The sequence below is a fragment of the Bacillus sp. 05T21 genome (assembly GCF_056396785.1).
In genome coordinates this window covers 1-23,986 of sequence record NZ_JBFTMD010000043.1, presented here as the reverse complement: position 1 = coordinate 23,986, position 23,986 = coordinate 1, and the positions used below count along the sequence as shown (strand labels likewise).

Sequence of the window (23,986 nt, the reverse complement as noted above, 5' to 3'; positions counted from 1 at the left end):
CAAAATAATATCATGATGATAATGTTTCCACTTGAATAAATTTCGCTTTTCCATACTGATCACGCACCTTTTTTAGAGTAATAGTATCAGTATGTCCAAGATTTAGAGATTACCTGCAATTATCTTGAAGTTTTCGCACCAGAACCTTATGAAGTTCCATCACGACTTTCACCGAAATCACAAGAAGTCATATAAGGGATAGCACTACCCATAAAGCAAAAAATACGTTATCCTTTCTGTAGAATCATAGGAAAGAATAGCGTATTTTTTCATTTTATGGGGTATTTTGTTTTGTTAGGTTGATAGCGATGTGGCGATATCCCATAAATAAACTAGCATTCATTTAGCACTTAATCACAATAAGTTAATCCTTTATTAATTTCGTGTATGTCAAAGAAAGAAGGATCAAAATTTAATAAATCCCATTCTGCGTAGATTTTATGTTGTGGGTGTGAAGAATCTTTTATCGCTTCTAAAAATTCAATATACCCTGGAATGCCCCCAATATCCTCTAATGGCGCCGCATTTTCTCCTCCTATACATTTTATTTCATCAGAAGGTTGATCAAATATCTTTTCAACATGAATCTGTAACAGCCAATGATCTCCAAAATCATATACATATTGAAAAGCCTGATCCGTTTTTCCGATATGTTGGTGTAGCATAGTTTTATCAGCATGTAGCATCGGGGACGACGTAGTCATTGCCAATGTATGAAAGGAAATGCTCGGATCAGGAGGAGATGAAATTACATATTTCCCCACAGTAAATTCAAATAAATGTTGGTGTTGCCACTGAAATAAGCATTGAATCACGTCATGTAAATCATCAAAGGATAAATCTGTCGGTAAACTAACTCTTCTCCAAATGGGGAAAGGACATCCCACTAATTCCAAGTGCAATTGATAACATTTCATTTGTGTTTCCTCCTGTTTTAAATGGATGGTATATGTCTAGTTATCATTTTCGCTGAAATAGTAAGAAATATAAAGTATAAATCAATAGGAAGAACAAAAAATCATGTTAGTGTACAAAGAATTCGTTGAAATGTCTCCAAATTGTGTCTAAGCGTACAATTTTCCCGAAATGGTATGGTGAGGCCATGCCCATCAGCTTAAGAATTCAGAACTATCCCAAAACGAAAAAATGAGTTTTTTGTTATAAGTTAGCACAAAATTTCGTTCTGGGGGTACTATAAATTTTTAGCTTGATAGCAATGTGACGATACCCCTAGATAATACTTGTGGAGCTTATAAATATTGTTTCGTCTATTTTTATTAAGTAATTTGTCTATTATGGGTTAACCCTAATCTGGACTTATCCCCGTCAAGTAGACAACTGTAAAAAAGACTATGCAGCCATCGAAATTCGATATTCGATCGGAGCTCGATGATTGAGTCGTTTTTGGAATCGTTTGTAGTTATAATGATAGATGTATGTTTCAATTGCTTGAATTAGTTCTCCCTTTGTTTGATAGTCATTAAGATAAAACATTTCAGATTTAAAATGAGAGAAGAATGATTCAATGCAAGCATTGTCATGGCAGTTTCCTTTGCGGGAATGGCTGCCGATGGCGCCTAGCTGTTGAAGCATACGATAATAAGCAGGAGATGTATCTTGGAATCCTTGATCTGAGTGGATGATGGTTCCATACACATCTCTTTTTTGTGTTGCTAAATCTAATGTTTTTAGAACAAGTTGTAAATCATTGCGATGTGAGAGTTTCCAAGCAACGATTTCATTATTGTAAAGGTCTTGAACGACCGATAAATAGAGAAATTTATCTTTGAATKGCAAATAAGTGATATCTGTGACAAGTACCTCATTTTGTTTGCGGTTTTGGAATTGTCGTTCTACTACATTTGGGAAAATCTTTRAGGATTTTCCTTTGAAAAAGCGTCGCTTTTTACRGATAATCGATTGAATGTGAAGCTCTCGCATAAGTCTATATACTTTTTTRTGGTTCACGAAAAATCCAGCCTCYCGTAAGGCGATTGTCATGCGAGGATAACCGTATTCYTTGTGTTTTATGTGAATTGCTTGAATCTGTTCATGCAATGTATTATCCTTTGAAAGGCGTAATTGCCTTTGACTACATGTTGAACGCCACTTATAGTAGCTAGAGCGATTTAACTGCTCAATGACGACAAGCCAGGTTACTTTGTACCGAGAACGTAGTTCTTCAATAATCTCGTACTTAGCCGTTTGAGCAAGAACACCTCCTGTAGATTTGGATACTGCTTTTTTAAGTAAGCCACTTGCGCCTTGTAGTATTCCAATTCTTCTTCCATACTATCGAACTTCGTACGAGGACGACCTTTTAAGAGGTTTTTTAAGCCGTTATTACCACCATTTTGCCCCCCCCCAAGTCTGAAATATCACCTGTTTCTTGATATTTCCGGACCCAATTCATTAACTGTGTTCTACTTCTAAGCTTATATTTCTTCGCTATAGCTGATTGGCTACCCTCACCATTTAAATAACTTTTTACAACTTGTATCTTTAATTTATCTGAATAAGTTTGAAATTTATCCCCTTTTTTAACCATAATAAAATCCCCTCCAAGTAAAAGTGTAACATCCATGTGTATTCATGGTTTTTTTACACTGTCTACCTTAAGGGGATAATATCATATATGAGTGTCTTTTCCGATAGTTTTTTTAGCAGAAGCAAGAAGCTCCAACTATGATTAATAGAATAAATAATACAACTAATAAAGCAAAGCCGCCACCACAACTACTGCAACTACCACCAAAGCCCATTTTAATCTCTCCTTTGAGTAGGAGGGGAAAATCAAGGTCACTCATGTATTTTAATGGATTCACTTTACCTTATGTTTTTACGTATTAATTGAGCAGGTCCTTTTGAAAATAAAGAAAAGACCCCCTAAGGTGCCTTCCTCCGACTTGAACCACTTTAATTTTAATAATATGTATTGGACTCCCATTCAACTATTATTTTATTGTATCTTTCTCGTTCTTGGCATTGTTGTTCTTCTGCTTTCTTCGTTTCTTTTTTTGTTTTGACTTCTGTTTCTTCTGTACCGCAAGCGACTAACCCTAAAGTTAGCACCCCGGCAATAAGTAGGTTAATTTTCTTCATTATTGATCCGCCTCTTCACCTTTGTTTTGTTGTAATAACGATGAATCGACGTTCACGACTCAACCTTCGTTTGTAATTTGTTCGTTGGAAAATGAACAATTGATCGTATTAGAAAAGGTTTAAAAATAAAACTGTTTTTATCATCTAATAAATTTACCTTTAAAGACTACATAAATACCTTTGACCATATTTGTAATTCTTTGTAAAATGATATATAGAAAGATTATGAATATACAGGTAATCTATGGATAGTAGTTTCTAAGAAATTATTCGGGGAAAATTTCTTAGTTAAGTATATTAACTTGTTTGCACTAAATTTTACAAATAAAGGGGTATTAGGAATCATGAAAGCAAAGAAATTAGTAAGTTTAGCGTTACCAGTTATGTTATTGAGTGGTTGTATTACATTTGAAACTGATGGTAAGAAAGCTGAACCAAAGAAAGAAGAAACGCAAAAGATAGAAAAAGAGAGTAAGACTTCTGAAAAAGAGAGTAAGTCAACTGATAGCAAGAAAGAGGATAGCTTATCTGTAGCGAAAGGTGAAGATAAGGAGACAAGTAAGTCAAGTACTTCTAACTCTACTAGTTCTTCCAACTCTTCTAGTAAGGTAACTGGTTCAGAAGTTGACAAATACAAGCAAGATATTTTGGACAATGCAAATAAAATAGACGAAACACTACGATTGATTGAAGACTCAGCAAAATCAGACATTAAATCAGTAAGCTTAAAGAAGAGTGAAATACAACTTGTAACAGGTGGGTCACAAGCATATGTAAGAAAAATAAAGTATCTTGAACCACCAACTGAACTGAAAGCAGAGCATGACAAGATAAAAGAATCAATGGACTTATATTATGATGCATTTCAACTCCTTTCAGAAGCAGTAGAGGAAGAGAGTGAAAGTAAACTGAAAGAATCAATTATAAAATCAAATCAAGGTGCAAAGCTATTCGAAGAAGCAACAAAGAGTATTGCAAGTAAAACAAACTAATAATCAAAATTCATTCAAATAGGGGTATGATGTATGAAAGCAAAGAAACTTGTAGCGTTAGCAGTACCTTTCATGTTGTTAGTAGGTTGTGGAACTGATAAAACAGAAGCAAAGCCGAAAGAGAAAGTAGAGTCTAAAGAAGAGACGAAGGAGAAGTTGTCAAAAGAGAAGTACCCAACACGTATGACGAATTTATCTTCTGAGTTAGTACAGAAAATTACGGTTATAACTGAGTTAGCAATGGATAAAGACAAAGATGAAAAGTCTTTAGTAAAAGAGATAGTGAAAGAAGAGTCTGAGGTACAGAAAAGTATTGCTAAGTTTAAGAAAATAGAACCGCCAAAAGAGTTTGAAGACTCACATAAAGAAATCTTAAAAGCTGTAGATTGTTACAGTAAAGCCTATGCATTACAAGTTGAAATTATAAAAGGCAAAGGAAAAGTTACAGATGAAGACCGAAATAAGTCTCAAAAGTCAATGGACTTAATTAAAGAAGGTAATGAGTATTGGCAAAAGGCTATGCACCACTTCAAGACGCTCAATTAGACCAAGCAAACGCTATTGGTAAGAAAACAGGAGTACAGTTCGATAAGCCTTCAACTTCTAATTCTGATGATGACAGTGTACAAGTATCAAAAGACGGTAAGGAGTTACTAGGTGAATGGGGTAGTTATAAAGGTTCTGAATTCCATAAAGGGTTAGACTTCCGTGAAGATAATTCATTTACCGCTTATGATGATACAGGTAAAACGTCTTATGAAGACAATCATATGACAGGAACATGGTTATTCGATGCAGACAAGAAGCAAGTCACACTGTTACCTACTGAGTTTGTAAAAGACGGTAAGAAGATAGATGCAAAGAATACAAATGCATTTGTAGAGTATAAACTTGAGTTCTTACGAGCAGGTTCTCTAAAAATGACTGACGACAAAGGCAATACAATAGCAGGGGAAAGACGTAAATAATCATTCAATTAAAGGGGTAGGAGAAATGAAGAGTAAGAAACTAATAGGTGTCACTGTTCCACTCCTATTATTGTTTGGTGGTTGTTCTCCTGACAAAGTAAACATCAAGACAGAAAGCAAACCACTACAAGAAAGCAAGGTGGATAAAGTGAAACCTGTAGATGTAGGTAATTATTCAATAGAAGAATACATTAATTCTCTTTCAGACATAGCTTTAGAAATGGAGGATAAGGTGACGGAAATGGATAATCTACTTGTAGGAGAAGACCTTCCATTACATAGTAAGTATAAGTATATAAAACTAGCAGAAGAATCAATAGACTTGTCAGTACAAGCTAGAGAGTTACTAGGTGAGTGGGGTAGTTCAAAAGATGGTAAGTTTACGAAAGGATTAGACTTTAAGGAAGATGGTACATACATTATATACGATGATGTAAACAACACACCTTATGAGAATACTCATATGCAAGGTAAATGGTCTTATAACGTAGAAAAGCAACAAGTCAATATGACAATAACCGAGTTTGTAAAAGACGGTAAGAAAGTAGACCCTAGTCAAATAAAAGAATCTGTAGACTATGATGTTATGTATTTCAAATCAGATTCCTTAGTTATGATGGATGCTGAGGGAAACAAGATAGACGTGGTAAAACCTAAGTAAGTCACTGTAAAGGTTCTAAGGGGTAAGACAAAGAAATGTAAACAGGCTATCTAACAAAAGGTAGTCTGTTTACATGGTTCTGGTGCAAAAACTTCAAGATAATTGCAATTAATCTCTAAATCTTGGACATACTGATACTATTACTCTAAAAAAGGTGCGTGATCAGTATGGAAAAGCGAAATTTATTCAAGTGGAACAAGATCATCGATTTATTAAAAAGCGAGTTCGTTCGATGTTAGGATTGAAATCCTTCCGCACAGCTACATCCATTATTTCTGGAATAGAAGCTATGCATATGGTAAAAAAAGGGCAACTTATTTTACTGGACAAGTCTGTCCAAAATCAAGTGAAGTTCATCCATCAACTATTTGGAATTGTTGCTTAAGACTAGATTCCACTAGGAAACTTTTCGCCTCTTTATATCTTTCCTAAGTATTTGCACCAGAACCCTTATATGCAATATTACATCTTAAAACCATGTTTTATACTGTTATAATAGAATAGGTAAATTCTACAGCATTTTTCGATGAACTAAACAGCTAATGAACATGAAATTTCTCGTAAATAAAAAAGGAAGAGAATTATAAAAATTCTCTTCCTTTTTTATGTTTTGTGATGTGTTCATAAACATAATGCATCTATATTTATAGAAAATACATAACAGCTATAGAAAAATCCACATTCTATCTATTTACACACGTACTGCTGTACCGCTTACCGCAACCATTAACATTCCGTCACGAACCACTTCGTAGTCTACATCGATACCAACAATTGCATTTGCTCCTTTTTGCGTTGCAAGTTGTTTCATTTCTTCCATCGCAATGTCACGAGCTTCTTTTAATTTACTTTCATAAGCACCAGAACCCAAAAAGCTACCTAATGAAATAACCTGTCTAATTTATGGGGGGCACTTCAAATTGCCGTGCCCCCACAAAATAGACACCCCCAATACCCCCGAAAATAAACATTTTTTAAAAAATTTATAAAAAGGAAAATCGACAAAAATCTCTAAAAAAAGGCTCTATACTAGGTTTTTTAAAAATCCCAATATACAAATTAAAATAATATAAATACCCATAATTATTCCTAGTATTGTTTTATCAGGAAAAATTTCACTTAATTTTCTGAATGAAATTTATCCATAAATATTATTTTTTTACTTATCAGAAAATTTCACTTTTATGATAGTATTGGTGGTGCAGCTCTGTTGCAAATATTTGAATTACACAATTATCTATATAAGGGGGAATGTGAAATGGAAAAGGAATATATTCATGAAGAAATGCTAGAGCTTGAAGATCTTGAATTAGATGAAGAGGATTTACTAATTCGTGCAGGCAAGACATTAGGTTAAGTTTCAAAATAAGGAGGTTACATATGCAGTTTAACTGTATATGTAACTTTTTTTAAGGTAGGGTATACAGTATGAAAGAAAATAAGATAATTTTATTATATGAAAGATTTATTGAATTAGACTATGAAGAAGAGTTAGATAAAGTACCAAAATTAAAAAACAGAGGGGTACTTTTGAATTTTTGGAAAAAATGGTATGAAATTAGTGAAAAACAATTCGAATTTATAATTTGGAAGTCCATTAATACTGTAGATACTTTAGATGATCTAGTCAAAATAACTGGGACTTTAAGTTTGGCTTTAAGATTATTAAAAGTATTAAAAGAAAGAAATTTAGTTGAAATTATAGAAAATAAAATAAGGTTTTCACAAGATTTAACAAGTAGTATTTTATATGAACCAACCTCTCTTCCCAATACAGGATATGAGAATAAAATAAACAAAAAAAAATATGCTCAATTTAAAGCTACTTGGGATAGTTCGTTGAAGAGAGCTGAAATAATAAATCACGAGTTATCATCTAATAAAAATATCTTTTTTTGCGGAGATGATGATTATACAAGTTTGGCCCTTGAACAATATAAAAACAGAGAAATAAGTGTAGGAGATATTGACGAAGAATTGATTGAATATTTTAAACACACAAACAATGATATTAAGTTTTATAATTTTGATGTTAGAAATGAAGTTATAGAAGATTTAAGGAATAAGTATGATGCAATACATTGTGACCCTATAGATGATGGTAGAGGGTTAGATTTGTGGTTAAATAGAGCTAATGAATTATTAAAAGGTCAAAAGGGTGATTTAATTTTTTTAAATATAAGTGTTAAAAGATTAGGTAGTAGGGCGGTTTATTTGCAGAATTTCTTGACATCTTTAGGTTTTTATTTAAAAGAAATTATCCACGATTTAAGTTCTTATAAAGTGGCTGAAGAGCCGTACATTGATGAAGAGTTAATAAAAAAGGACTTAGATGACATTGGTTTTTCTAAAGATACATTCCTTAATTTGTATATTCAAACAGATATGTTAGTTTTTGTACGATTAATAGATAAACCAACCCTTTTTCCGCAAGAATATTATGAGATTAGAAGAAAAATATAAAATAACTGCGAGGTAATATAATGTATGTTTTAGGAGTCAATGGGTGGGACTTTGATGTTCATGATGCAAGTGCGTGTTTATTTTATAATGGTAAATTAATAGCTGCAGCTGAAGAAGAAAGATTTATTCGTCAAAAAAAGGCATTAGATAAAATTCCATATAATTCAATAGCTTATTGTTTAAAGGAAGCTGAAATTACTCCAAATGAAGTAGATCATATTGTTATGGGCTGGGATGTAGAACAATTATATTTTGAGAAGTATTCAAAGAAGCTTAATAAAGATGATTGTCTTGAAAAGATTTTTCCGAAGAGAATTTTTAAGAGAGATAAAGATCCTCAAATTCATATGTGTTCTCATCATTTGGCACATGCTTCTGGTGCGTTCTTTAGTTCGGGATTCAAAGAAGCTACCATAATAGTTATTGATGGAAGTGGAGAAGAAGAGTCAATAACGGTAGCAAAAGGAAAAGGTAATATAATAGAAGTACTAGAAAAATACCCGTTGGAACATTCTTTAGGTATTTTTTATGAAGCATTAACTGTATTTTCAGGTTTAGGGAGGCATAATGAAGGGAAGTTAATGGGCCTATCTTCATATGGGGAAGAAATATTTGAATTTCCTGATATACTGGAAAATCCTTTGAAACCAAATAAAAATACAGTTAGTATGAATGGTAAATATTTTTCGGTATTAAAAGATTGGATAAAAGTCATTAATGGTATAACAAAGATAGCTCCTAATTATATTAAATATGAATATAATCCAATAGATTCAATACTATTAATGAATTCATCAGTAATGGAATATAAAAATATTGCAGCCTCAGGTCAGGCAGCCTTGGAAAGAGCAATTGTTAAGCTTGTAAAAAAAGCTATTAATCTAACTGGAATAGATAATTTGTGTCTTTCGGGAGGAGTAGCATTAAATTGTATAGCGAATAGAATTATAGCTGATTTACCAGAAGTGGATAGTTTGTACATTCAACCAGGTGCTTCAGATAGTGGAGTAAGTATTGGAGCAGCTACATGGTTTCTTGCCGAAAATGGTATAACGCCTATGTTCACTGAAGATCATGTATATTCTGGTCCGGAATTTCCTGATTCTAGTATCTTAAATATATTAAAAAAATATAATCTATCATATATAGAATTAGGTTCTAATAAATATGATAAATGCTCTGAGTTATTAATTCAGAATAAGATAATAGGAAGATTTTCTGGAAAGATGGAATTCGGTCCTAGAGCTTTAGGAAATAGAAGCATAATAGCTAACCCTCAGAGTAGGGATATGTTAAATAAAGTAAATACCATTAAGAAAAGAGAGCAATGGAGACCATTGGCTCCTAGCATCATAGATGAAAACGCTTCTGTAGTATTAGAAGAAAAAATAAATAACCCTTATATGCTGTTAAATTCTACTGTTAAAAAAGAGGTACATCATTTAGTTCCAGCAATAGTTCATGTTGATGGATCAACAAGGGCTCAAGTAGTTACGAGGGATATGAATTCTGATTATTATGAAACAATCTATAACTTTTACCAGAAAACAGGAATTCCTGCAGTTATGAATACATCGTTTAATGTAGGAAAAGATCCAATTATATGTAACCCAAGTGATGCTATTAGGTCATTTTATGGATCAGAGATGGATGCCCTTTTATTAGGTTCATTTTTGATTCTTAAATAAAGGAGGAGAGATTTTGAGAAATAGAAATTATTCTAATCTACAGGATGAAGGGATAAAGGATTTGGTACTTAATAAAAAAAGTTATCCTTACTACCCAGAATATATACTATTAGATTTAATAAAAGAGGAAACAGTTTTTAAACGAGGAGCTTGCTCAAAGTATATTCATCATGAAGAGTTCAATACATGGCAGGACTATTTTTGTGGGGATTATTACGAAAAGCCTCAGGGGAAAAGAATTGCTTTTTTACAAGTTTGTTCTTGGGCTAAACCATATGACTTTTCATATATTGGTAAAAAAATTAGAGAAGTTACAAATAAATACCCAATGGTTCATCCAATTATTTTATCAAATGCGGGAATTATACCATATGAATACCAAATGAATCCTACTTTTTGTGCGTACGATTGGATGGAAGATATTGAGGATCCAGTAATTTATGAAGAATTAATGAAAGAATATAGGGATAAATTGATACAAAGAATTAGGAGATACCTAGAATCAAATTCATACGATGTAGTAGTACAATATGGTATACCGGTAAAAAAATATTCAATGGCTCCTGCAATTAAAGATATTTGTAAGGATCTAGGAATTGCTTTTCTTTTAACCCCAGATATAGAAACATATAGAAATAATAAAAGTAAATTAGTCGAGTTAAAGGATTCAGGAGAATTTTATTGTTTAGATGAAGTTTTGAGTAGTATGGATAATTCTTTAAATAAGGTGAGTAGATATGTTGAATCTATCAATTGTAATACCAGCTTATAACGATATCAGATTGGGAAAGTGTTTAAAAAGTATTGATGAAAATGTAGAGATTGTCGTTGTCTTAAATGGTGCAACAGAAGAAGTAAAAAAAATCGCCTATTCTAGCAATGCAGTAATTGGGGAATTACCTACACCTAATTTAGCAAAAGCTTATAATTATGGAATTGAAATTTCTAGTAAAGATAATGTGTTAATTATGGATTCAGATTGTGTTTTTATGCCAGGTACCATCAATAAATTATTCAAATTATTAGATGCAGGATCTTTGGCTAAAGGAAGGGTGATGTTTTCCTTTAACAGCAAAATTGGAAAAATCATTGCACGTGCAAGACATATACATACTTGCAAAAAAAATGCATATTCACCTCCATTGGCATTTAATAAAGGAATCTTAGCGAAGGTAAATGGATATTATTTTGATGAGAATTTATCTTGGACAGAGGATTATGATTTTGATATTAGAGTTCAATCTGCAAGTCTTAAGATTTTATATGATGATAATGCAAGAATTATTCATCCAGAGTTAAGCATTAAGCAAGATTTGAAAAGTTCATTTAATTATGGGGTAGGTCATGCACGTGGGGTTTTACACAAAAAAAATGGTTATTATGAACCTAAAAATAAAACGAGGTCGATTATTAACTCATATAAATATATCAAAAAAAAATACGGTTATTTAACTGCTTTCTATCTCATATTTTGGCAGATTTCCTTTTATAGGGGATATAAAAAAGAAATACATTAAGGAGGAAAACAATGCAGCAACAATACGACGGAATTTCTGAATTATACGACATTATCATCCCAGAACCTGATGGTATTTTTGATTTTTACAGTGGTTTGGTAAAACCAAATGATGAAGTTTTAGATTTGGGGTGCGGTACTGGTAGATTATCTTTTATTCTTGCTGAAAAAGGCGCTAATGTAACTAGTGTTGATATATCAGCAGGAATGATTGAAAAAGCCAGTAAGAAGTTAGATGAGATGCCAAATATTAAGGATAAAATAGAATTTAAGGTTTCTTCTGCTACAGATTTTAAGTCTGAAAGAAAATTTGATTTTATATTTATGTCTGGTGGTGTATTTGAATATTTACTTACATCGTCACAACAAAAATTAGCTCTTAGAAATATTAAATTACTATTAAAAGAAGGCGGGATTTTTGTTTTCGATATTATTACACCTCCAACTATTCTTCCTTATTCTAAGAGAGTGAGTGATGGAGGAAATAGTCCTATTAAAGGGGAGAAATTTAAAAATTATAAAGTTAAATCATGGGATGTCGTAAAAGCAGATCATTATAAGCAAATAGTTGAAACCACTTGTTATTTTGAGGTTTATGACATAACAGATAATTTTTTAAGTGAAAAAAAATTTAGATTTCTTGCAAAATATACTTTACCATCCGAAATGCAGTATCTCTTAGAAATAGAAGGATTCAATATAAAAAATTTTTATGGTGATTACAATAAAAATTCTTTTGGGAGGAATAGTGAATTTATGGTGTACGAATGTAGGAAGCAAGGGGAAACTTTTAATGATATACAGTGTGAATAGACCCTCTTAAAAAAATATATTTTTCTAGTGGAAATAAAATGTATCCAGTTAGTATACTCCAGAGTAAATAATTTTTAATTAAAATAATAGGTAAATGATTTACCTGTTCAATAAAGGTGATGCTGAATGAAGGATATAGTAAAAAAACATTTAGTTATAGCGCCACACCATGACGATGAAGTCATTGGCTGTGGTGGAACAATTGCTCAAGCTATTAGTAAGGGTGAACATATAAAAGTAATAATAATTACAAAAGGAGATTTATCTGGAGGTGTAGGGGATTTAAATGAAATTATTTCAAATAGAGAGAACGAGTGTATAAATGCTTGTAATACATTAGGGATAGAAAAAGGAAATGTTAAATTTTTAAAGAAACCAGACAGATCACTTGTGTATTCTTTAGATTTTGTGGAAGAAATTATTCACGAAATCTCAAAATATAAGCCTAATTTTATTTATTTCCCCCATGATATGGAAAGTGATAGGGATCATCGAATAGTAAATGAAGTTGTATCAGAAGCAATATTCCTGTGTCAATCAGGGTTCTTAAAAGAGAATTGTGCTCCGATGTGTTTACAATATGAAGTATGGACTCCCATGAAAAACTATCAGGTTGTAAAAGATATTACCAGGTTTATTGAACTGAAAAAAGCATCAATTAAAAAATATGAATCCCAACTTAAAACATTAAATTTGGTTGATGGAGTTTTGGGGCTAAATTCTTATAGGGGTATGCAGGCAGGAGTACAATTTGCAGAAGTTTTTAGAGTGGTAAGTAAGTAGTAAAAAGGAGAGAGAAGATGGATATCATTGAAATTGAAAATGTATCAAAAACTTTTGAAAGAGTAAAAATTGAAGAAGGATTAATAAACTCTTTCAAGAGTTTATTTAAAAGAGAAAAGGTCAAGGTTACTGCTTTAAGTGATGTGTCATTCAAAATAAAAGAAGGTAAAATAATAGGGCTTATTGGCGCGAATGGTGCTGGTAAGTCTACCTTAATGAAAGCAATGGTTGGGTTAATTAAACCAACTTCCGGGAGAATTTTGGTAAATGGATTTAACCCCCATGATAAGAAGAAAGATTATTTAAAGTCAATTGGCGTTGTTTTAGGACAAAAAAATCAGCTATGGTGGGATCTTTCCCCTTACGAAACATTTTTATTACATAAAGAAATATATGAACTGTCTGATACAGAGTTTAGAAAGAATGTAGATGAATTAGCTAAAAATCTTGGGGTATCAGAAATTCTTAAATCGCCAGTAAGGAATCTATCGTTAGGAGAGAGAATGAAATGTGAGTTAATTGCTTCAATCTTACACTCACCTAAAATATTATTTTTAGATGAACCGACTATTGGATTGGATTTTCTTGCTCAAAAGAATATTAGAAATTTTCTCAAGAATTATTGCAAAGAAAGAAATACAACAGTTGTAATAACTAGCCATTATTTCCCGGATATATATGAGTTATGTGAAGAATTAATAATATTGAAGAATGGAGAAGTTGTTTTTAATAACAATTTCAAAAAAATAAAAGAAGAAATTAAGAGTTATAAATATATATATCTTAGCTTTGAAAATGAAATAAATTCTCAAGATCTTAAGAAATATGGAGAAGTTAAAGAGTCGGATAAATTTAGTGTAACAATAAAAGTTCAAGATAAGTTAGTGAACGAGACCATATCTAGCATATTAAAAGAATTCAATGTTATTGACTACAATTTGACTGAAATGTCATCACAAGACCTCATTGAAGATATTTATTCAATGGAATCGACTGGAGTGAAAATAACAGTATGAAGAAGTATTTAAAACCAATGATGCTTTCATTTCAAGCGGTTTTTCAGTATCGTATGAATGTTGTATTATATATGATTTTTGGTTTAATACCGCTTGTGGCTTTAATACTATTGTGGCATTCTCTCTTTGAAACACAAAGCAATATTCAAGGTTATACTCTTGAAATGATGATTACTTATGTAATAATTGCTAAGTTAATTGAACTTTTACTAATTCCTGAAATGCACTGGTCGATAAATGAGGAAATACAATCCGGTGAACTATCAAAATATCTTATAAAACCATTTTCATATTTTGGATATTGGTTTAGTCATAATTTAGGTAACAAAATTATTCATTTACTGATGTCAGTGATACCAATAATACCGATAATATTCCTGAACAGGGATTATTTCCTTTTGCCTACTTTAAAATATACTTTCCTGTTCATTCTTTCAATCGTAGGAGCATTAATACTATATTATATGATTTATTATTTGATATCCCTCTTCTCATTTTACTTTGTAGAGATATCATCCTTTTTCTTTACTGTAGATATAGTATTAGAATTATTATCTGGATCGCTTATTCCGCTTGAATTTTTACCAGCTCCGTTAAATACAATAACTCAGTTTTTACCTTTTTCATACTTAATTCACTTTCCGGTAAATGTATATTTAGGAAATTTAAGTGGCACTGAAATTGTAAATGGATTAATTTCACAAGTGATATGGTCTTTAGTTTTCTATGTTCTTATTAGAGTACTTTGGAAGAAGGGGTTAAATAAATATGAATCTGTTGGTGCATAAATATGATTAGATATTTAAAAATGTTAAAAGCAATTCTTAAAATTAATTTAAGTAATATTATGATGTATAGAGTTAACTTTTTTTTAAATATATTAGATAGCGTTGTTTGGTTCATTGTTACATTAGTATTTTTTAATAGTATATTTGATAGTTTTGGTAATATTAATGGTTGGAATACAAATGATATTTATTTGTTAATTGGAACAAGTGAGTTGATAAAATCTTTGATGTTTACTCTTTTTATTAATAATCTACCGTATATACCGAGTTTAGTTAACCAAGGAAGTTTAGATCAGATATTGTTTAAACCTATTAATAGTCAGTTTCTAGTTTCATTAAGAAAGCTTGATTTAGGGAATTTAGGGAACTGTTTACCAGCCGTACTGTTAATTAGTTATTCATTATTACAAAAGGGGGAGAGTGTTAGTATTGTAAATGGATTTTCTTTCTTGGGTCTATTGTTTTTAGGGATTATACTCTCGTATTCTCTGTGGTTTATTGTAATGACTTTATCTATATGGTTAACCAAAGTTGAAGGTATGCATGAGTTATTTCTTGGTACTATGACATTACTTAGATACCCATCTTCCTTATATAAAGGAATAAGTCGATTTGTTTTTTTATTTGTTTTTCCTATTGTTATTGTTAGTAATATTCCAACTTATGCTTTAATTGGTCGATTAGAACTAAACGATGTATTCGTGTTAATGGGTTATTCTATTGGATTTTTTATTATTTCAATTTATTTTTGGAAGTTTGCCTTAAGATATTATAACAGTGCAAGTAGTTAAGGGGAGAATAAAATGTACTCTAATGATAAAGCAATAGTTGTTTTTAGTGGTGGACAAGATAGCACAACATGTTTATTTTGGGCAATGCAACAGTTTGCGGAGGTGGAAGCTGTAACATTTAACTACAATCAACGTCATAAGTTAGAAATTGATTGTGCAGCGGAAATCGCGAAAGAGTTAGGAATTAAACATACAGTACTAGATATGAGTTTATTAAATCAACTTGCTCCAAATGCGTTAACGAGAACGGATATGGAGATTACACATGAAGAAGGTGAATTGCCATCAACATTTGTAGATGGGCGAAATTTACTATTTTTATCATTTGCTGCTGTATTAGCAAAACAAGTTGGAGCACACCATATCGTAACAGGTGTATGTGAAACTGATTTTAGTGGTTATCCAGATTGCCGTGACGTGTTTGTAAAATCGTTAAACGTTACATTAAATTTATCCATGGATTATCCGTTTGTCATTCACACACCACTTATGTGGATTGATAAAGCAGAGACGTGGAAATTATCTGATGAACTTGGAGCATTCGAGTTTGTTAGAGAAAAAACATTAACTTGTTATAACGGAATCATTGGTGATGGTTGCGATGAATGTCTAGCATGTCAACTTCGTAAAACAGGATTAGATACGTACCTACAAGAACGTGAAGGAGGGAATGAATAATGGAAAACTTTTTCGGATTTCGCATTGTAGAAAATTTACAAAAAATGGACAAGGATATTCAGCGTGAGCAATTAAAATACCATAATAAAAGAGTAATGGTCAGCAAGGAATTTACATTTGATGCAGCACACCATTTGCACTGTTATGAAGGGAAATGCAAAAATTTACATGGTCATACATACAAAGTTGTATTTGGTATTAGTGGATATGTAAATGACATTGGACTTGCAATTGACTTTGGAGATATAAAAGAAATTTGGAAAAACGAAATAGAGATTTATTTGGATCATCGCTATTTAAATGAGACATTACCAGTGATGAATACGACTGCGGAAAATATGGTTGTTTGGATTTATGAAAAGATGGCGGAAGCATTAACAAAAGGGAATCGAGCAGAAGAATATAAAGGAGCTCGTGTCGAATTCGTACGTCTCTTTGAAACACCAACGAGTTATGCAGAAGTAAGACGGGAGTGGATACTCGATGAGTAAGATTCCTGTGTTGGAGATATTTGGCCCAACCATTCAAGGAGAAGGTATGGTTATCGGACAAAAAACGATGTTCATTCGCACAGCAGGTTGTGACTATAGCTGCTCTTGGTGCGATTCAGCCTTTACATGGGATGGCTCAGCAAAAGAACAAGTTAGACAAATGGCGCCAGAAGAAATTTGGAATGAACTTGTTGAAATTGGTGGAGAAAATTTTTCTCACGTTACAATTTCAGGTGGGAATCCCGTTTTGCTGAAAAATATTCAGTTTCTTCTTACTGTATTAAAAGAGAATGGAATTCGTACAGCGATTGAGACGCAAGGGAGTAAGTGGCAAGAATGGTTACTTCAAATTGAAGAAGTGACAATTTCGCCTAAACCACCAAGTTCGAAGATGAAAACAGATTTTACGATGCTAGATTCTGTTATTCATAAATTAGAAAGAAAAGATTTTAGTTTAAAAGTAGTTGTATTTGAAGATTACGATTTTGAATATGCAGTAAAGGTGCACAAGCGATATCCGCAAGTACCATTTTTCTTACAAGTTGGGAACGATGATACGAAAACGGTGGATGATGCAGCGCTTATTAAAAACTTATTACAAAAATATGAACGGTTGATTGAAAAAGCTGCACAGTGTAAAGAAATGAATGATGCAAAAGTATTACCTCAACTTCATGCTTTAGTATGGGGAAATAAACGAGGCGTATAAATAAGAGCATTTTATGAATAATTTGATAAGGTGGAAATAATATATGAGCTTAAAAACAATCCAAAGTGTAGAAATAGATACTGACAAAATTGAAGTAGCAGTAAAAATGATTCTTGAAGCAATTGGAGAAGATATTAATAGGGAAGGTATTTTGGAAACCCCAAAGCGAGTAGCAAAAATGTATAAGGAAGTTTTTCAAGGTTTAGGTCAAAACCCTTCTGAACATTTGTTAAAAATATTTAATGAAAATCATGAAGAATTGGTATTAGTTAAAGAAATTCCGTTCTATTCTATGTGTGAACATCATTTGGTACCTTTTTTTGGAAGGGCCCACATAGGTTATATTCCTAATAATGGAAAAGTAACTGGGTTAAGCAAATTAGCTAGAGCTTTAGAAACCATATGCAAAAGACCACAGTTGCAGGAAAGAATAACCAATGAATTAGCAAATGTAATTTTTGAAACTTTAGAGCCAAAAGGAGTAATTGTAGTAATTGAAGCTGAGCATATGTGTATGACCATGAGAGGTGTGAAAAAACCTGGTTCAATGACTATAACTTCGTCATATAAAGGAATATTTAAAGATAATAGTACACTTCGAAGTGAAACTTTAAATTTGATAGAGAGATAGAATTATATCGATATTATGCTAAAAAAGTACATACAGAACCTATGTTAAATACAAATTTGTATTCTATTCATGAGCAAACGTATAGAAGAAAGTAGACGCTCATTATCCTAGTACGTCTAATCGAAAGGCATTGCTGAAGACTTTGGCAGTGCTTTTTCTAAATCAACTTTTTGATATTTTTCATTCTGCTCACAATATCACTTTATATTTTTTGAGAATATATCCACACCTATCGGCATATATCTTAAACACAATAGATATATGAAAGGGTGAGAGTATGATTTCATCATATTCAGTAAGATACATTTTAATAACAGGTAATACTTTTATAAAAAAAGTGATTACTGTATATGCATCTTCAGCTTTCTTTGCGATTGAAAAAATCAAAAAAGAATTAGAACGCCGCTTTTCTAATCCTACAAAAATTGAAGTCTATTCAGTATAAATATTTAAAACAATTCAAACGGACAAGGATATTCGTTTGACCTTGTCCTATCTCTAATTTAATGTGTATTAATTACATATTAAAATTCATCATCACCAATTAAATTTCCTACATCATTATCCTTTGTAAGTCTTTGCTTCAAGTAATTTTCTTTTGTAGTTCTATCATTTTTATGACCAACTGCAGCTGCTATGACATGAGGTGCTAGCCCCTTATAATCATATAAGTACTGTACATAAAAATGTCTAAAGAAGTGAGGGGTAATTCGTATATTCTCTGTAAAAAGTAACTTGGTATCCTTAATAATTTTAGAAATATATTGTGACAAGTAATTCTCTCTATAAGCAGTATGGTTCTTTGTTTGAAATATAGTCCCACCATTTTTAGTCCCAATGTTTACAGGTAACCTTCTCCGGATTCGAAATGCAACAATACGATTAAAAATGTCCTTATTAATAGAAACAATACGTTCATTATCTCCCTTTGTATCAACTGTTAAATAGTAACGTCCACGTATAGCGTCATACTCAAGATCTTCCCATTTGGCATGAGCGACTTCTGCAACACGTAATCCCGTAGTAGCCAGGACCGATAATAAAGCGTAATTGATTTCATTGTCCTTATAGTAATGAAGCAGATGCTTCACTTCCTCATATGATAACTCGCGTTTTGGTTTATGTTGTTTATTAACGGTCGTACTTAGAATCTCTACATGAAGAGGTTCCTGGATATATTGAATTTCATACAACCATTTCAAGTAAGAGCGGATTACACCAAGTTTTCTACTAATCGTAGATGCTTTGTACTTTTCTTTTGATTGATAGGAGATTGCCTCCTGGGATAACCACTTTTGGTAGTTTCGGATATGTCGTTTTCTTAAGTTCCTCCAAACTTGGCCAATTACATAATCTTTAACATCTTGCTGCAGAAATTCTGTGCTTTGTTTGATGAAAAAATAGAAGTGGCTTAGATCACGTGCATATAGAGTCCTGGATGCATCCTTTATACGTTTTTCTTGGTCAAAATGTGTTTGCCGATTTAAGTAGTAGTACAATATTTCTTCATCTGAAAATCCCTCATATGTATATGAATCTTCTCTTTCGTTATTTTCCTTTTTAAATTCAGCTTCATTTATATAATCACGATTCCATAATGCAATTATGTTTGCGAAATTTTGTTTTTGTTTCTCTATATTTTCTAAAGAAGTTTCACTATGAATAGTAATCAATTCAAATTTCATTGTCATTCAACTCCTTATTAATTTCTTTTGTATCTATTATTATAACTGAATTACATTCAAAATTATTTACATATCAAAATTAAATTTTATAAAAATGAAAGTGTTATATAACCATAGAAAATCTCACATTTTCTATGGTTATACTTAAATTAATTTTTAATATTATCTTTTATATAATTTTTAATTATATAAAAGATAATTTAATTAGAAAACATAGTTGCATTTTACATATTTTTAAAAATAAATTAAGTGTTAATTGTGTTATAATTAATTCAAATTATATATTTTAGTAATTTAACTTTACATAATAATATTATAAATTTCACATAAAAGAAGCATACTCGTAGGAGGAAAGAAAATGTTTGAAATGCAAGAAATGAATACGAATGAAGTAAAGGCTTATTTAGAAATTAGTAGCTTCATTTTCAGTACTCTTATGAAGCAAGGCCAATTAAATCCAATTAATAGAGATACCTGGCGTTTAGATGGTAGTTTTTTATTTAAGCGAGAAGATATAGAAAAATTGAAAGAAGAACGTGAAATAGAAGGAATTACCTTATATCAAGCAACCAAAGATTATAATGTAAGTATGTATCAGCTTGAAAAGTGGATTGAAGAAGGGGATTTGACTTGTACTATACAGAAACATCGTAATCGTGAAACGAAATTTGTAAAAGAGGAAAAAATACACGAATTGGTACAGCAATTGGATCAGACAAATACTCTCTATACATTCTCACAAAAGCATAATGTAGTATTGTTCCAAAAATTTATGCAGGGCAATAAATTAGCACGCATTATATCCATTCCGAAGCGTGGGGATATTATTCTTATTGATGAGTTTGGAAACAATATGACACTAGAAGATGCACTAAAAATGGGGTATGAACCTTCGTATGTTCTATCCGATAAACCAAGAAGCCATCATCAAAAGTTTGTGAAATTTCGTTTTCCTAAATCGGATCAATTACGTAGTGAAATTTTTCAATTAATTGATTTGGTATTACAGTATGTATCACCACGAAATATAAAGGTTTCTGAAGAAGATGGATTCTGGTATTTTGATGTTCGTCAATCTATTATTCAATTACCAATGCAAATGCAGGTAGAATGGATTGATTGTTTAAGCCCGTATATAATAGAAGGAAAATTAACAAGACGTGTTAATAATAGCGTGTATTTAGATAGCAGCAGCGTTACTAAGTCAGTAACGATTACAAGCAATGAATACCATACAATGACAAAGATTGTAAATGAAACGAACAGTTCTATTGAAGAATTTATTGCAAGCGCAATCCGAGATAAAATTAATCAACATATGTTGTATAAAAGCTAAAACCTTCATCACATTAGGAAGATACCAATTAAAAGAGAACCACTGTACTTTTAGTGGTTCTCTTTTTGTTGCAATGTTCTATAGGTTCTGGTGCAAAATTCTTGCAATTAATCTCCTAAACTTGGGCATATTGATATTACTACTCTACAAAAGGTGTGTGATCGGTATGGAAAAGGAAAATTTGTTCAAATGGAAGCATTATCAGCCTGAACTAATCTTATTAACAGTAAGGTGGTACCTACGGTACAATTTGAGCTTCCGTAACCTGGTGGAAATGATGGAGGAAAGAGGGGTCTCCATTGCTCATACAACTATCAAGCGATGGGTTGGTCCCGAATTAGATAAGCGAGTACGACATCATCTTAAATCAACCAATGATCCTTGGCGAGTCGATGAGACGTATGTCAAAGTCAAAGGTCAATGGATGTACCTATATCGTGCTGTTGATTCAAAAGGAAATACAATTGATTTTCATGTAAGCAAAACAAGAGATCCTAAGGGCTGCAGAGCGTTTTTTCAAGAAAGCTTTGCACCAGAACCCATTTTTTGTATTTGAGAGTATTAAAATCTCTTGAATTGATGGGCATGTATGGTGACCCTAATAAGAAAATAAAGTTAAGTGTCATATTATACGGTTATAGCACTACCCGTAAATATCTAATTGGTGCTACCACTAGTTGATAAATAGCTCAACAAAAGAACCCAATTAATAGGTTCTTTTGTTGTTGCTGATTATTTTTGTTCTAAAATACGTTCAACCTCAGCTATGACTAATTTACTGGCTTTAGCAATCGTTTCAAGTGGTACACCAAGTTCATGCATCCCTTTAATCATCTGTATTTTTCCTTGCTGAACCCCTTCTTGAATTCCTTCTTTTTTCCCCTCATTACGAGCATGAGCAAACTTTGCAGCCTCATCCATTAAGGCCTTTTCTCTTGCTTCATATGCTTGACGGAAAGAAGAATCTTGACTCATACGTTCCCACTTATTCATTGCTTTTTGTAAAATCGGATCTTGGTTCATGGCAATGTCCTCCAATGTTTGTGTGAGATACTCATCTTCATTCGCTGGTAATAATAATAACCAACGAACAAACGAATCTTCCCACGGATTAACTTTCTCTTCGCGCCATTGCTGTAGTAACTTTGGAATCTCTACAATATGAACTTCTATATCGTCACTTAATAACTTTTGTTGTTGCTGATTCCAAAGGATTCCTGTTGTATGAAACGCTTCATATTCTGGAAACATCACAAAATTTAACAAGTTAATGGTAATCGTTTTATGAAGTGAGCTATAAGGCATTCCTTTTTGCAATTGAGAGGTGTATAACCTTCCCCAATAATACAAGCTTCGTTTGATCATATCGTGATTGTTATTCAATTGTATTTCCACATTTACCTTTGTTCCTGTATTTAATGTAGCCGAAATATCTAAAATCGATAATTTATCTTCTTCATATTCTCGATGCAAATGTGGATCTTCTAATTGTAGGGAAACAATAGGTGACTCTAAAGAATCTTTTAATATTGCATTTAAAAAGGCAACTAAAATATCTTCATTCCCATTTGTGCCAAATAACTGCTTAAATGCAAAATCGATACGTAAATTTACTAATGAATTGGATATGTTTTTCCTCTTCCTGTTTCAGACTATATCTTTACCTATATTGTACATAAAACCAAAGTCAACATGCAAACAATCCCTTATGATTTATATAAGCGAAGCATATAGATATACAGGCTCTGTTGCAAAGTTTGAAAAAATCATAAACAGGTTGGTAAATGAGGAACAATGTCTAGGAAGTAGCTAGTAATTGTTGAAGTTCATTGTACGTTGAAAAGGCGGAGTCTCTTYGMAGACTTCGCCTTTGTTTATATAGGGCATGAATGGTCTCRATACCTTTWATMGTACGTGAAGCATGAYGAAGATTTTGAAATTCTGCGGATTTGACAAAATGCTTCTTTACATGCCTATGATCCTGTTCAATAAGATTGTTTAAATGTTTAAGTGATATATTGTAAAAAAATGATAAAATATAAGCCTAATATGTTAATGGGGTGTATAAATTGAGTAATAAACATGAATCAATTATGGTCATAGATGTAAGCAACATTTATAATGCAAAAGAGTTGCATTTACTGCTTAAAGAGAAACTTGAGTTTCCTGATTTTTACGGGGAAAATTGGGATGCCTTTTGGGATTGTATTACAGGATTTGTGTTTCCTTTGCCAAACAAAATGATCTTCGACGGATGGTCAAAGTTAGAAAAAAGGTTACCGAGAGATACAAAAATAATGAAAGAGTGCCTTCTTGATTATAATGAAGAGCATAGAAAGAACCCTGAATGGAAAAGCGAATACTTATTTAATTAAATAGCAGGAAATATTTATGCTGTGACTAAGAATCTTAATATAGAATAAGAAGCCCTACTAGGGGCTTTTTTCGATTCTGGTGCAAAGATTTCATTTATTCGAAAGAGGTATATAGATTCCTAATGGAATCTATTCTTATCCAGCCATTCCGAATAGTTGATGAATAAACTTTATTTCATTTTGGACAGACTTGTTCCGTAAAATAAGTTGGCCTTTTTTAATGATATGCATCGCTTCTATTCCTGAAAGAATGGATGTAGCTGTACGAAAAGACTTCAATCCTAACATAGAACGAACTCGTCTTTTAATAAACCGGTGGTCTTGTTCCACAATGTTATTAAGATATTTCACCTGCCTTATTTGGATGCCTACGGGCATCTTTTTCTCTTTCTTCAACTCTTCAATTGCCATAGGATAGGCTGGGTTCTTGTCTACTGTGATAACACGGGGCTTTGAAACATGAAAAGACCGCAAAGCTTTCTTGAAAAAGCGCTTTGCAG

26 protein-coding genes and 5 pseudogenes are annotated in these 23,986 nt (G+C 32.1%); 21 read left to right on the top strand and 10 right to left on the bottom strand.

Going from position 1 to position 23,986, the window contains the following annotated elements:
* Positions 1–350: 350 nt before the first annotated feature.
* The 5 genes from AC1DKZ_RS31040 to AC1DKZ_RS31020 all read right to left on the bottom strand — a co-directional run bounded on the left by AC1DKZ_RS31040 (position 351) and on the right by AC1DKZ_RS31020 (position 3,102).
* Complete coding sequence (locus AC1DKZ_RS31040; RefSeq protein WP_000650501.1) at positions 351–917, bottom strand: plasmid pRiA4b ORF-3 family protein; 567 nt, start codon at positions 915–917, stop codon at positions 351–353.
* A 433-nt stretch (positions 918–1,350) separates the two neighbouring features.
* A complete protein-coding gene (locus AC1DKZ_RS31035) occupies positions 1,351–2,274 on the bottom strand; it encodes an IS3 family transposase (RefSeq protein WP_476997817.1) in 924 nt (307 codons plus the stop codon).
* A 58-nt stretch (positions 2,275–2,332) separates the two neighbouring features.
* Positions 2,333–2,548 carry a transposase gene (locus AC1DKZ_RS31030; RefSeq protein WP_476997816.1) on the bottom strand — a complete coding sequence of 72 codons (216 nt, stop codon included), beginning with the start codon at positions 2,546–2,548 and terminating at the stop codon, positions 2,333–2,335.
* A 112-nt stretch (positions 2,549–2,660) separates the two neighbouring features.
* On the bottom strand, positions 2,661–2,762 hold the full coding sequence (locus AC1DKZ_RS31025; RefSeq protein ID WP_000505688.1) for a YjcZ family sporulation protein: 102 nt from the start codon (positions 2,760–2,762) through the stop codon (positions 2,661–2,663).
* Between the two features lie 160 nt (positions 2,763–2,922).
* Positions 2,923–3,102 carry a hypothetical protein gene (locus AC1DKZ_RS31020; RefSeq protein ID WP_002201545.1) on the bottom strand — a complete coding sequence of 60 codons (180 nt, stop codon included), beginning with the start codon at positions 3,100–3,102 and terminating at the stop codon, positions 2,923–2,925.
* Between the two features lie 344 nt (positions 3,103–3,446).
* Here AC1DKZ_RS31020 and AC1DKZ_RS31015 point away from each other — a divergent pair, with 344 nt between their 5' ends.
* From AC1DKZ_RS31015 to AC1DKZ_RS31000, 4 genes and pseudogenes are all read left to right on the top strand, one after another.
* On the top strand, positions 3,447–4,094 hold the full coding sequence (locus AC1DKZ_RS31015) for a hypothetical protein (RefSeq protein WP_476997815.1): 648 nt from the start codon (positions 3,447–3,449) through the stop codon (positions 4,092–4,094).
* Between the two features lie 33 nt (positions 4,095–4,127).
* Positions 4,128–5,062, top strand: a pseudogene (locus AC1DKZ_RS31010) (DUF3994 domain-containing protein).
* A gap of 25 nt (positions 5,063–5,087) precedes the next feature.
* Complete coding sequence (locus tag AC1DKZ_RS31005; protein ID WP_476997814.1) at positions 5,088–5,723, top strand: DUF3994 domain-containing protein; 636 nt, start codon at positions 5,088–5,090, stop codon at positions 5,721–5,723.
* A gap of 190 nt (positions 5,724–5,913) precedes the next feature.
* A pseudogene (locus AC1DKZ_RS31000) lies at positions 5,914–6,108 on the top strand (DDE-type integrase/transposase/recombinase); the annotation flags it as partial.
* Between the two features lie 306 nt (positions 6,109–6,414).
* Here AC1DKZ_RS31000 and AC1DKZ_RS30995 read toward each other — a convergent pair.
* Positions 6,415–6,588 (bottom strand): annotated as a pseudogene (locus AC1DKZ_RS30995) (heavy metal-binding domain-containing protein); the annotation flags it as partial.
* Positions 6,589–7,151: 563 nt separating this feature from the next.
* Between AC1DKZ_RS30995 and AC1DKZ_RS30990 the strand changes: the two are divergent.
* The 14 genes from AC1DKZ_RS30990 (at position 7,152) to AC1DKZ_RS30925 (ending at position 18,535) form a co-directional block, all read left to right on the top strand.
* Entirely contained in the window at positions 7,152–8,186 is a 1,035-nt protein-coding gene (locus AC1DKZ_RS30990; protein ID WP_476997813.1) for a bis-aminopropyl spermidine synthase family protein, read from the top strand.
* A 20-nt stretch (positions 8,187–8,206) separates the two neighbouring features.
* Positions 8,207–9,874: a carbamoyltransferase family protein gene (locus AC1DKZ_RS30985; RefSeq protein ID WP_476997812.1), complete on the top strand. Its 1,668-nt coding sequence runs from the start codon at positions 8,207–8,209 to the stop codon at positions 9,872–9,874.
* A gap of 13 nt (positions 9,875–9,887) precedes the next feature.
* Positions 9,888–10,646 (top strand): DUF5591 domain-containing protein, encoded by a 759-nt coding sequence (locus tag AC1DKZ_RS30980; RefSeq protein WP_476997811.1) that lies wholly within the window; start codon positions 9,888–9,890, stop codon positions 10,644–10,646.
* Positions 10,612–11,391, top strand: coding sequence for a glycosyltransferase family 2 protein (locus AC1DKZ_RS30975; RefSeq protein WP_002193649.1), 780 nt, complete (start codon positions 10,612–10,614; stop codon positions 11,389–11,391). Before AC1DKZ_RS30980 ends, AC1DKZ_RS30975 begins: the two co-directional genes overlap by 35 nt.
* An 11-nt stretch (positions 11,392–11,402) precedes the next feature.
* A complete protein-coding gene (locus tag AC1DKZ_RS30970; protein ID WP_476997810.1) occupies positions 11,403–12,203 on the top strand; it encodes a class I SAM-dependent methyltransferase in 801 nt (266 codons plus the stop codon).
* 126 nt (positions 12,204–12,329) lie between these two features.
* Positions 12,330–12,986 carry a PIG-L deacetylase family protein gene (locus AC1DKZ_RS30965; protein ID WP_000652097.1) on the top strand — a complete coding sequence of 219 codons (657 nt, stop codon included), beginning with the start codon at positions 12,330–12,332 and terminating at the stop codon, positions 12,984–12,986.
* A 17-nt stretch (positions 12,987–13,003) separates the two neighbouring features.
* Complete coding sequence (locus AC1DKZ_RS30960) at positions 13,004–14,002, top strand: ABC transporter ATP-binding protein (protein WP_000351264.1); 999 nt, start codon at positions 13,004–13,006, stop codon at positions 14,000–14,002.
* Positions 13,999–14,790 (top strand): ABC transporter permease, encoded by a 792-nt coding sequence (locus tag AC1DKZ_RS30955; protein WP_000760370.1) that lies wholly within the window; start codon positions 13,999–14,001, stop codon positions 14,788–14,790. The genes AC1DKZ_RS30960 and AC1DKZ_RS30955 overlap by 4 nt, the downstream gene beginning before the upstream one ends.
* A 2-nt stretch (positions 14,791–14,792) precedes the next feature.
* Positions 14,793–15,581, top strand: a complete 789-nt coding sequence (locus tag AC1DKZ_RS30950; RefSeq protein ID WP_097884442.1) for an ABC transporter permease — start codon at positions 14,793–14,795, stop codon at positions 15,579–15,581.
* 12 nt (positions 15,582–15,593) lie between these two features.
* Positions 15,594–16,259: a 7-cyano-7-deazaguanine synthase QueC gene (gene queC, locus AC1DKZ_RS30945; protein WP_476997809.1), complete on the top strand. Its 666-nt coding sequence runs from the start codon at positions 15,594–15,596 to the stop codon at positions 16,257–16,259.
* Entirely contained in the window at positions 16,259–16,750 is a 492-nt protein-coding gene (gene queD, locus AC1DKZ_RS30940) for a 6-carboxytetrahydropterin synthase QueD (RefSeq protein ID WP_000426941.1), read from the top strand. Before queC ends, queD begins: the two co-directional genes overlap by 1 nt.
* Positions 16,743–17,459 (top strand): 7-carboxy-7-deazaguanine synthase QueE, encoded by a 717-nt coding sequence (gene queE, locus AC1DKZ_RS30935; protein ID WP_090814491.1) that lies wholly within the window; start codon positions 16,743–16,745, stop codon positions 17,457–17,459. The genes queD and queE overlap by 8 nt, the downstream gene beginning before the upstream one ends.
* Before the next feature lie 43 nt (positions 17,460–17,502).
* Positions 17,503–18,090 carry a GTP cyclohydrolase I FolE gene (gene folE / locus AC1DKZ_RS30930; protein WP_000054143.1) on the top strand — a complete coding sequence of 196 codons (588 nt, stop codon included), beginning with the start codon at positions 17,503–17,505 and terminating at the stop codon, positions 18,088–18,090.
* 277 nt (positions 18,091–18,367) lie between these two features.
* Positions 18,368–18,535, top strand: a complete 168-nt coding sequence (locus AC1DKZ_RS30925; RefSeq protein ID WP_476997808.1) for a hypothetical protein — start codon at positions 18,368–18,370, stop codon at positions 18,533–18,535.
* Between the two features lie 79 nt (positions 18,536–18,614).
* On the opposite strand, the gene AC1DKZ_RS30920 is transcribed toward AC1DKZ_RS30925, so the two are convergent.
* The gene (locus tag AC1DKZ_RS30920; protein WP_000667334.1) at positions 18,615–19,775 is read right to left on the bottom strand and encodes a tyrosine-type recombinase/integrase; all 1,161 of its coding nucleotides are present in this window, start codon (positions 19,773–19,775) and stop codon (positions 18,615–18,617) included.
* Positions 19,776–20,133: 358 nt separating this feature from the next.
* On the opposite strand from AC1DKZ_RS30920, the gene AC1DKZ_RS30915 reads away from it, so the two are divergent.
* Entirely contained in the window at positions 20,134–21,111 is a 978-nt protein-coding gene (locus tag AC1DKZ_RS30915) for a DNA-binding protein (protein WP_476997807.1), read from the top strand.
* 166 nt (positions 21,112–21,277) lie between these two features.
* Positions 21,278–21,641: pseudogene (locus AC1DKZ_RS30910) on the top strand (IS6 family transposase); the annotation flags it as partial.
* 202 nt (positions 21,642–21,843) lie between these two features.
* Here the strand turns inward: AC1DKZ_RS30910 and AC1DKZ_RS30905 are convergent.
* Together AC1DKZ_RS30905 and AC1DKZ_RS30900 are read right to left on the bottom strand one after the other, a co-directional pair.
* Positions 21,844–22,740: an Rpn family recombination-promoting nuclease/putative transposase gene (locus tag AC1DKZ_RS30905; protein WP_000071777.1), complete on the bottom strand. Its 897-nt coding sequence runs from the start codon at positions 22,738–22,740 to the stop codon at positions 21,844–21,846.
* 169 nt (positions 22,741–22,909) lie between these two features.
* Positions 22,910–23,125 (bottom strand): annotated as a pseudogene (locus AC1DKZ_RS30900) (DDE-type integrase/transposase/recombinase); the annotation flags it as partial.
* Between the two features lie 55 nt (positions 23,126–23,180).
* On the opposite strand from AC1DKZ_RS30900, the gene AC1DKZ_RS30895 reads away from it, so the two are divergent.
* Entirely contained in the window at positions 23,181–23,486 is a 306-nt protein-coding gene (locus tag AC1DKZ_RS30895) for a barstar family protein (RefSeq protein ID WP_000066185.1), read from the top strand.
* Positions 23,487–23,621: 135 nt separating this feature from the next.
* On the opposite strand, the gene AC1DKZ_RS30890 is transcribed toward AC1DKZ_RS30895, so the two are convergent.
* Positions 23,622–23,986, bottom strand: a 365-nt coding sequence (locus tag AC1DKZ_RS30890) for a DDE-type integrase/transposase/recombinase (protein ID WP_476997806.1), incomplete at its 5' end; no start/stop codon positions are given.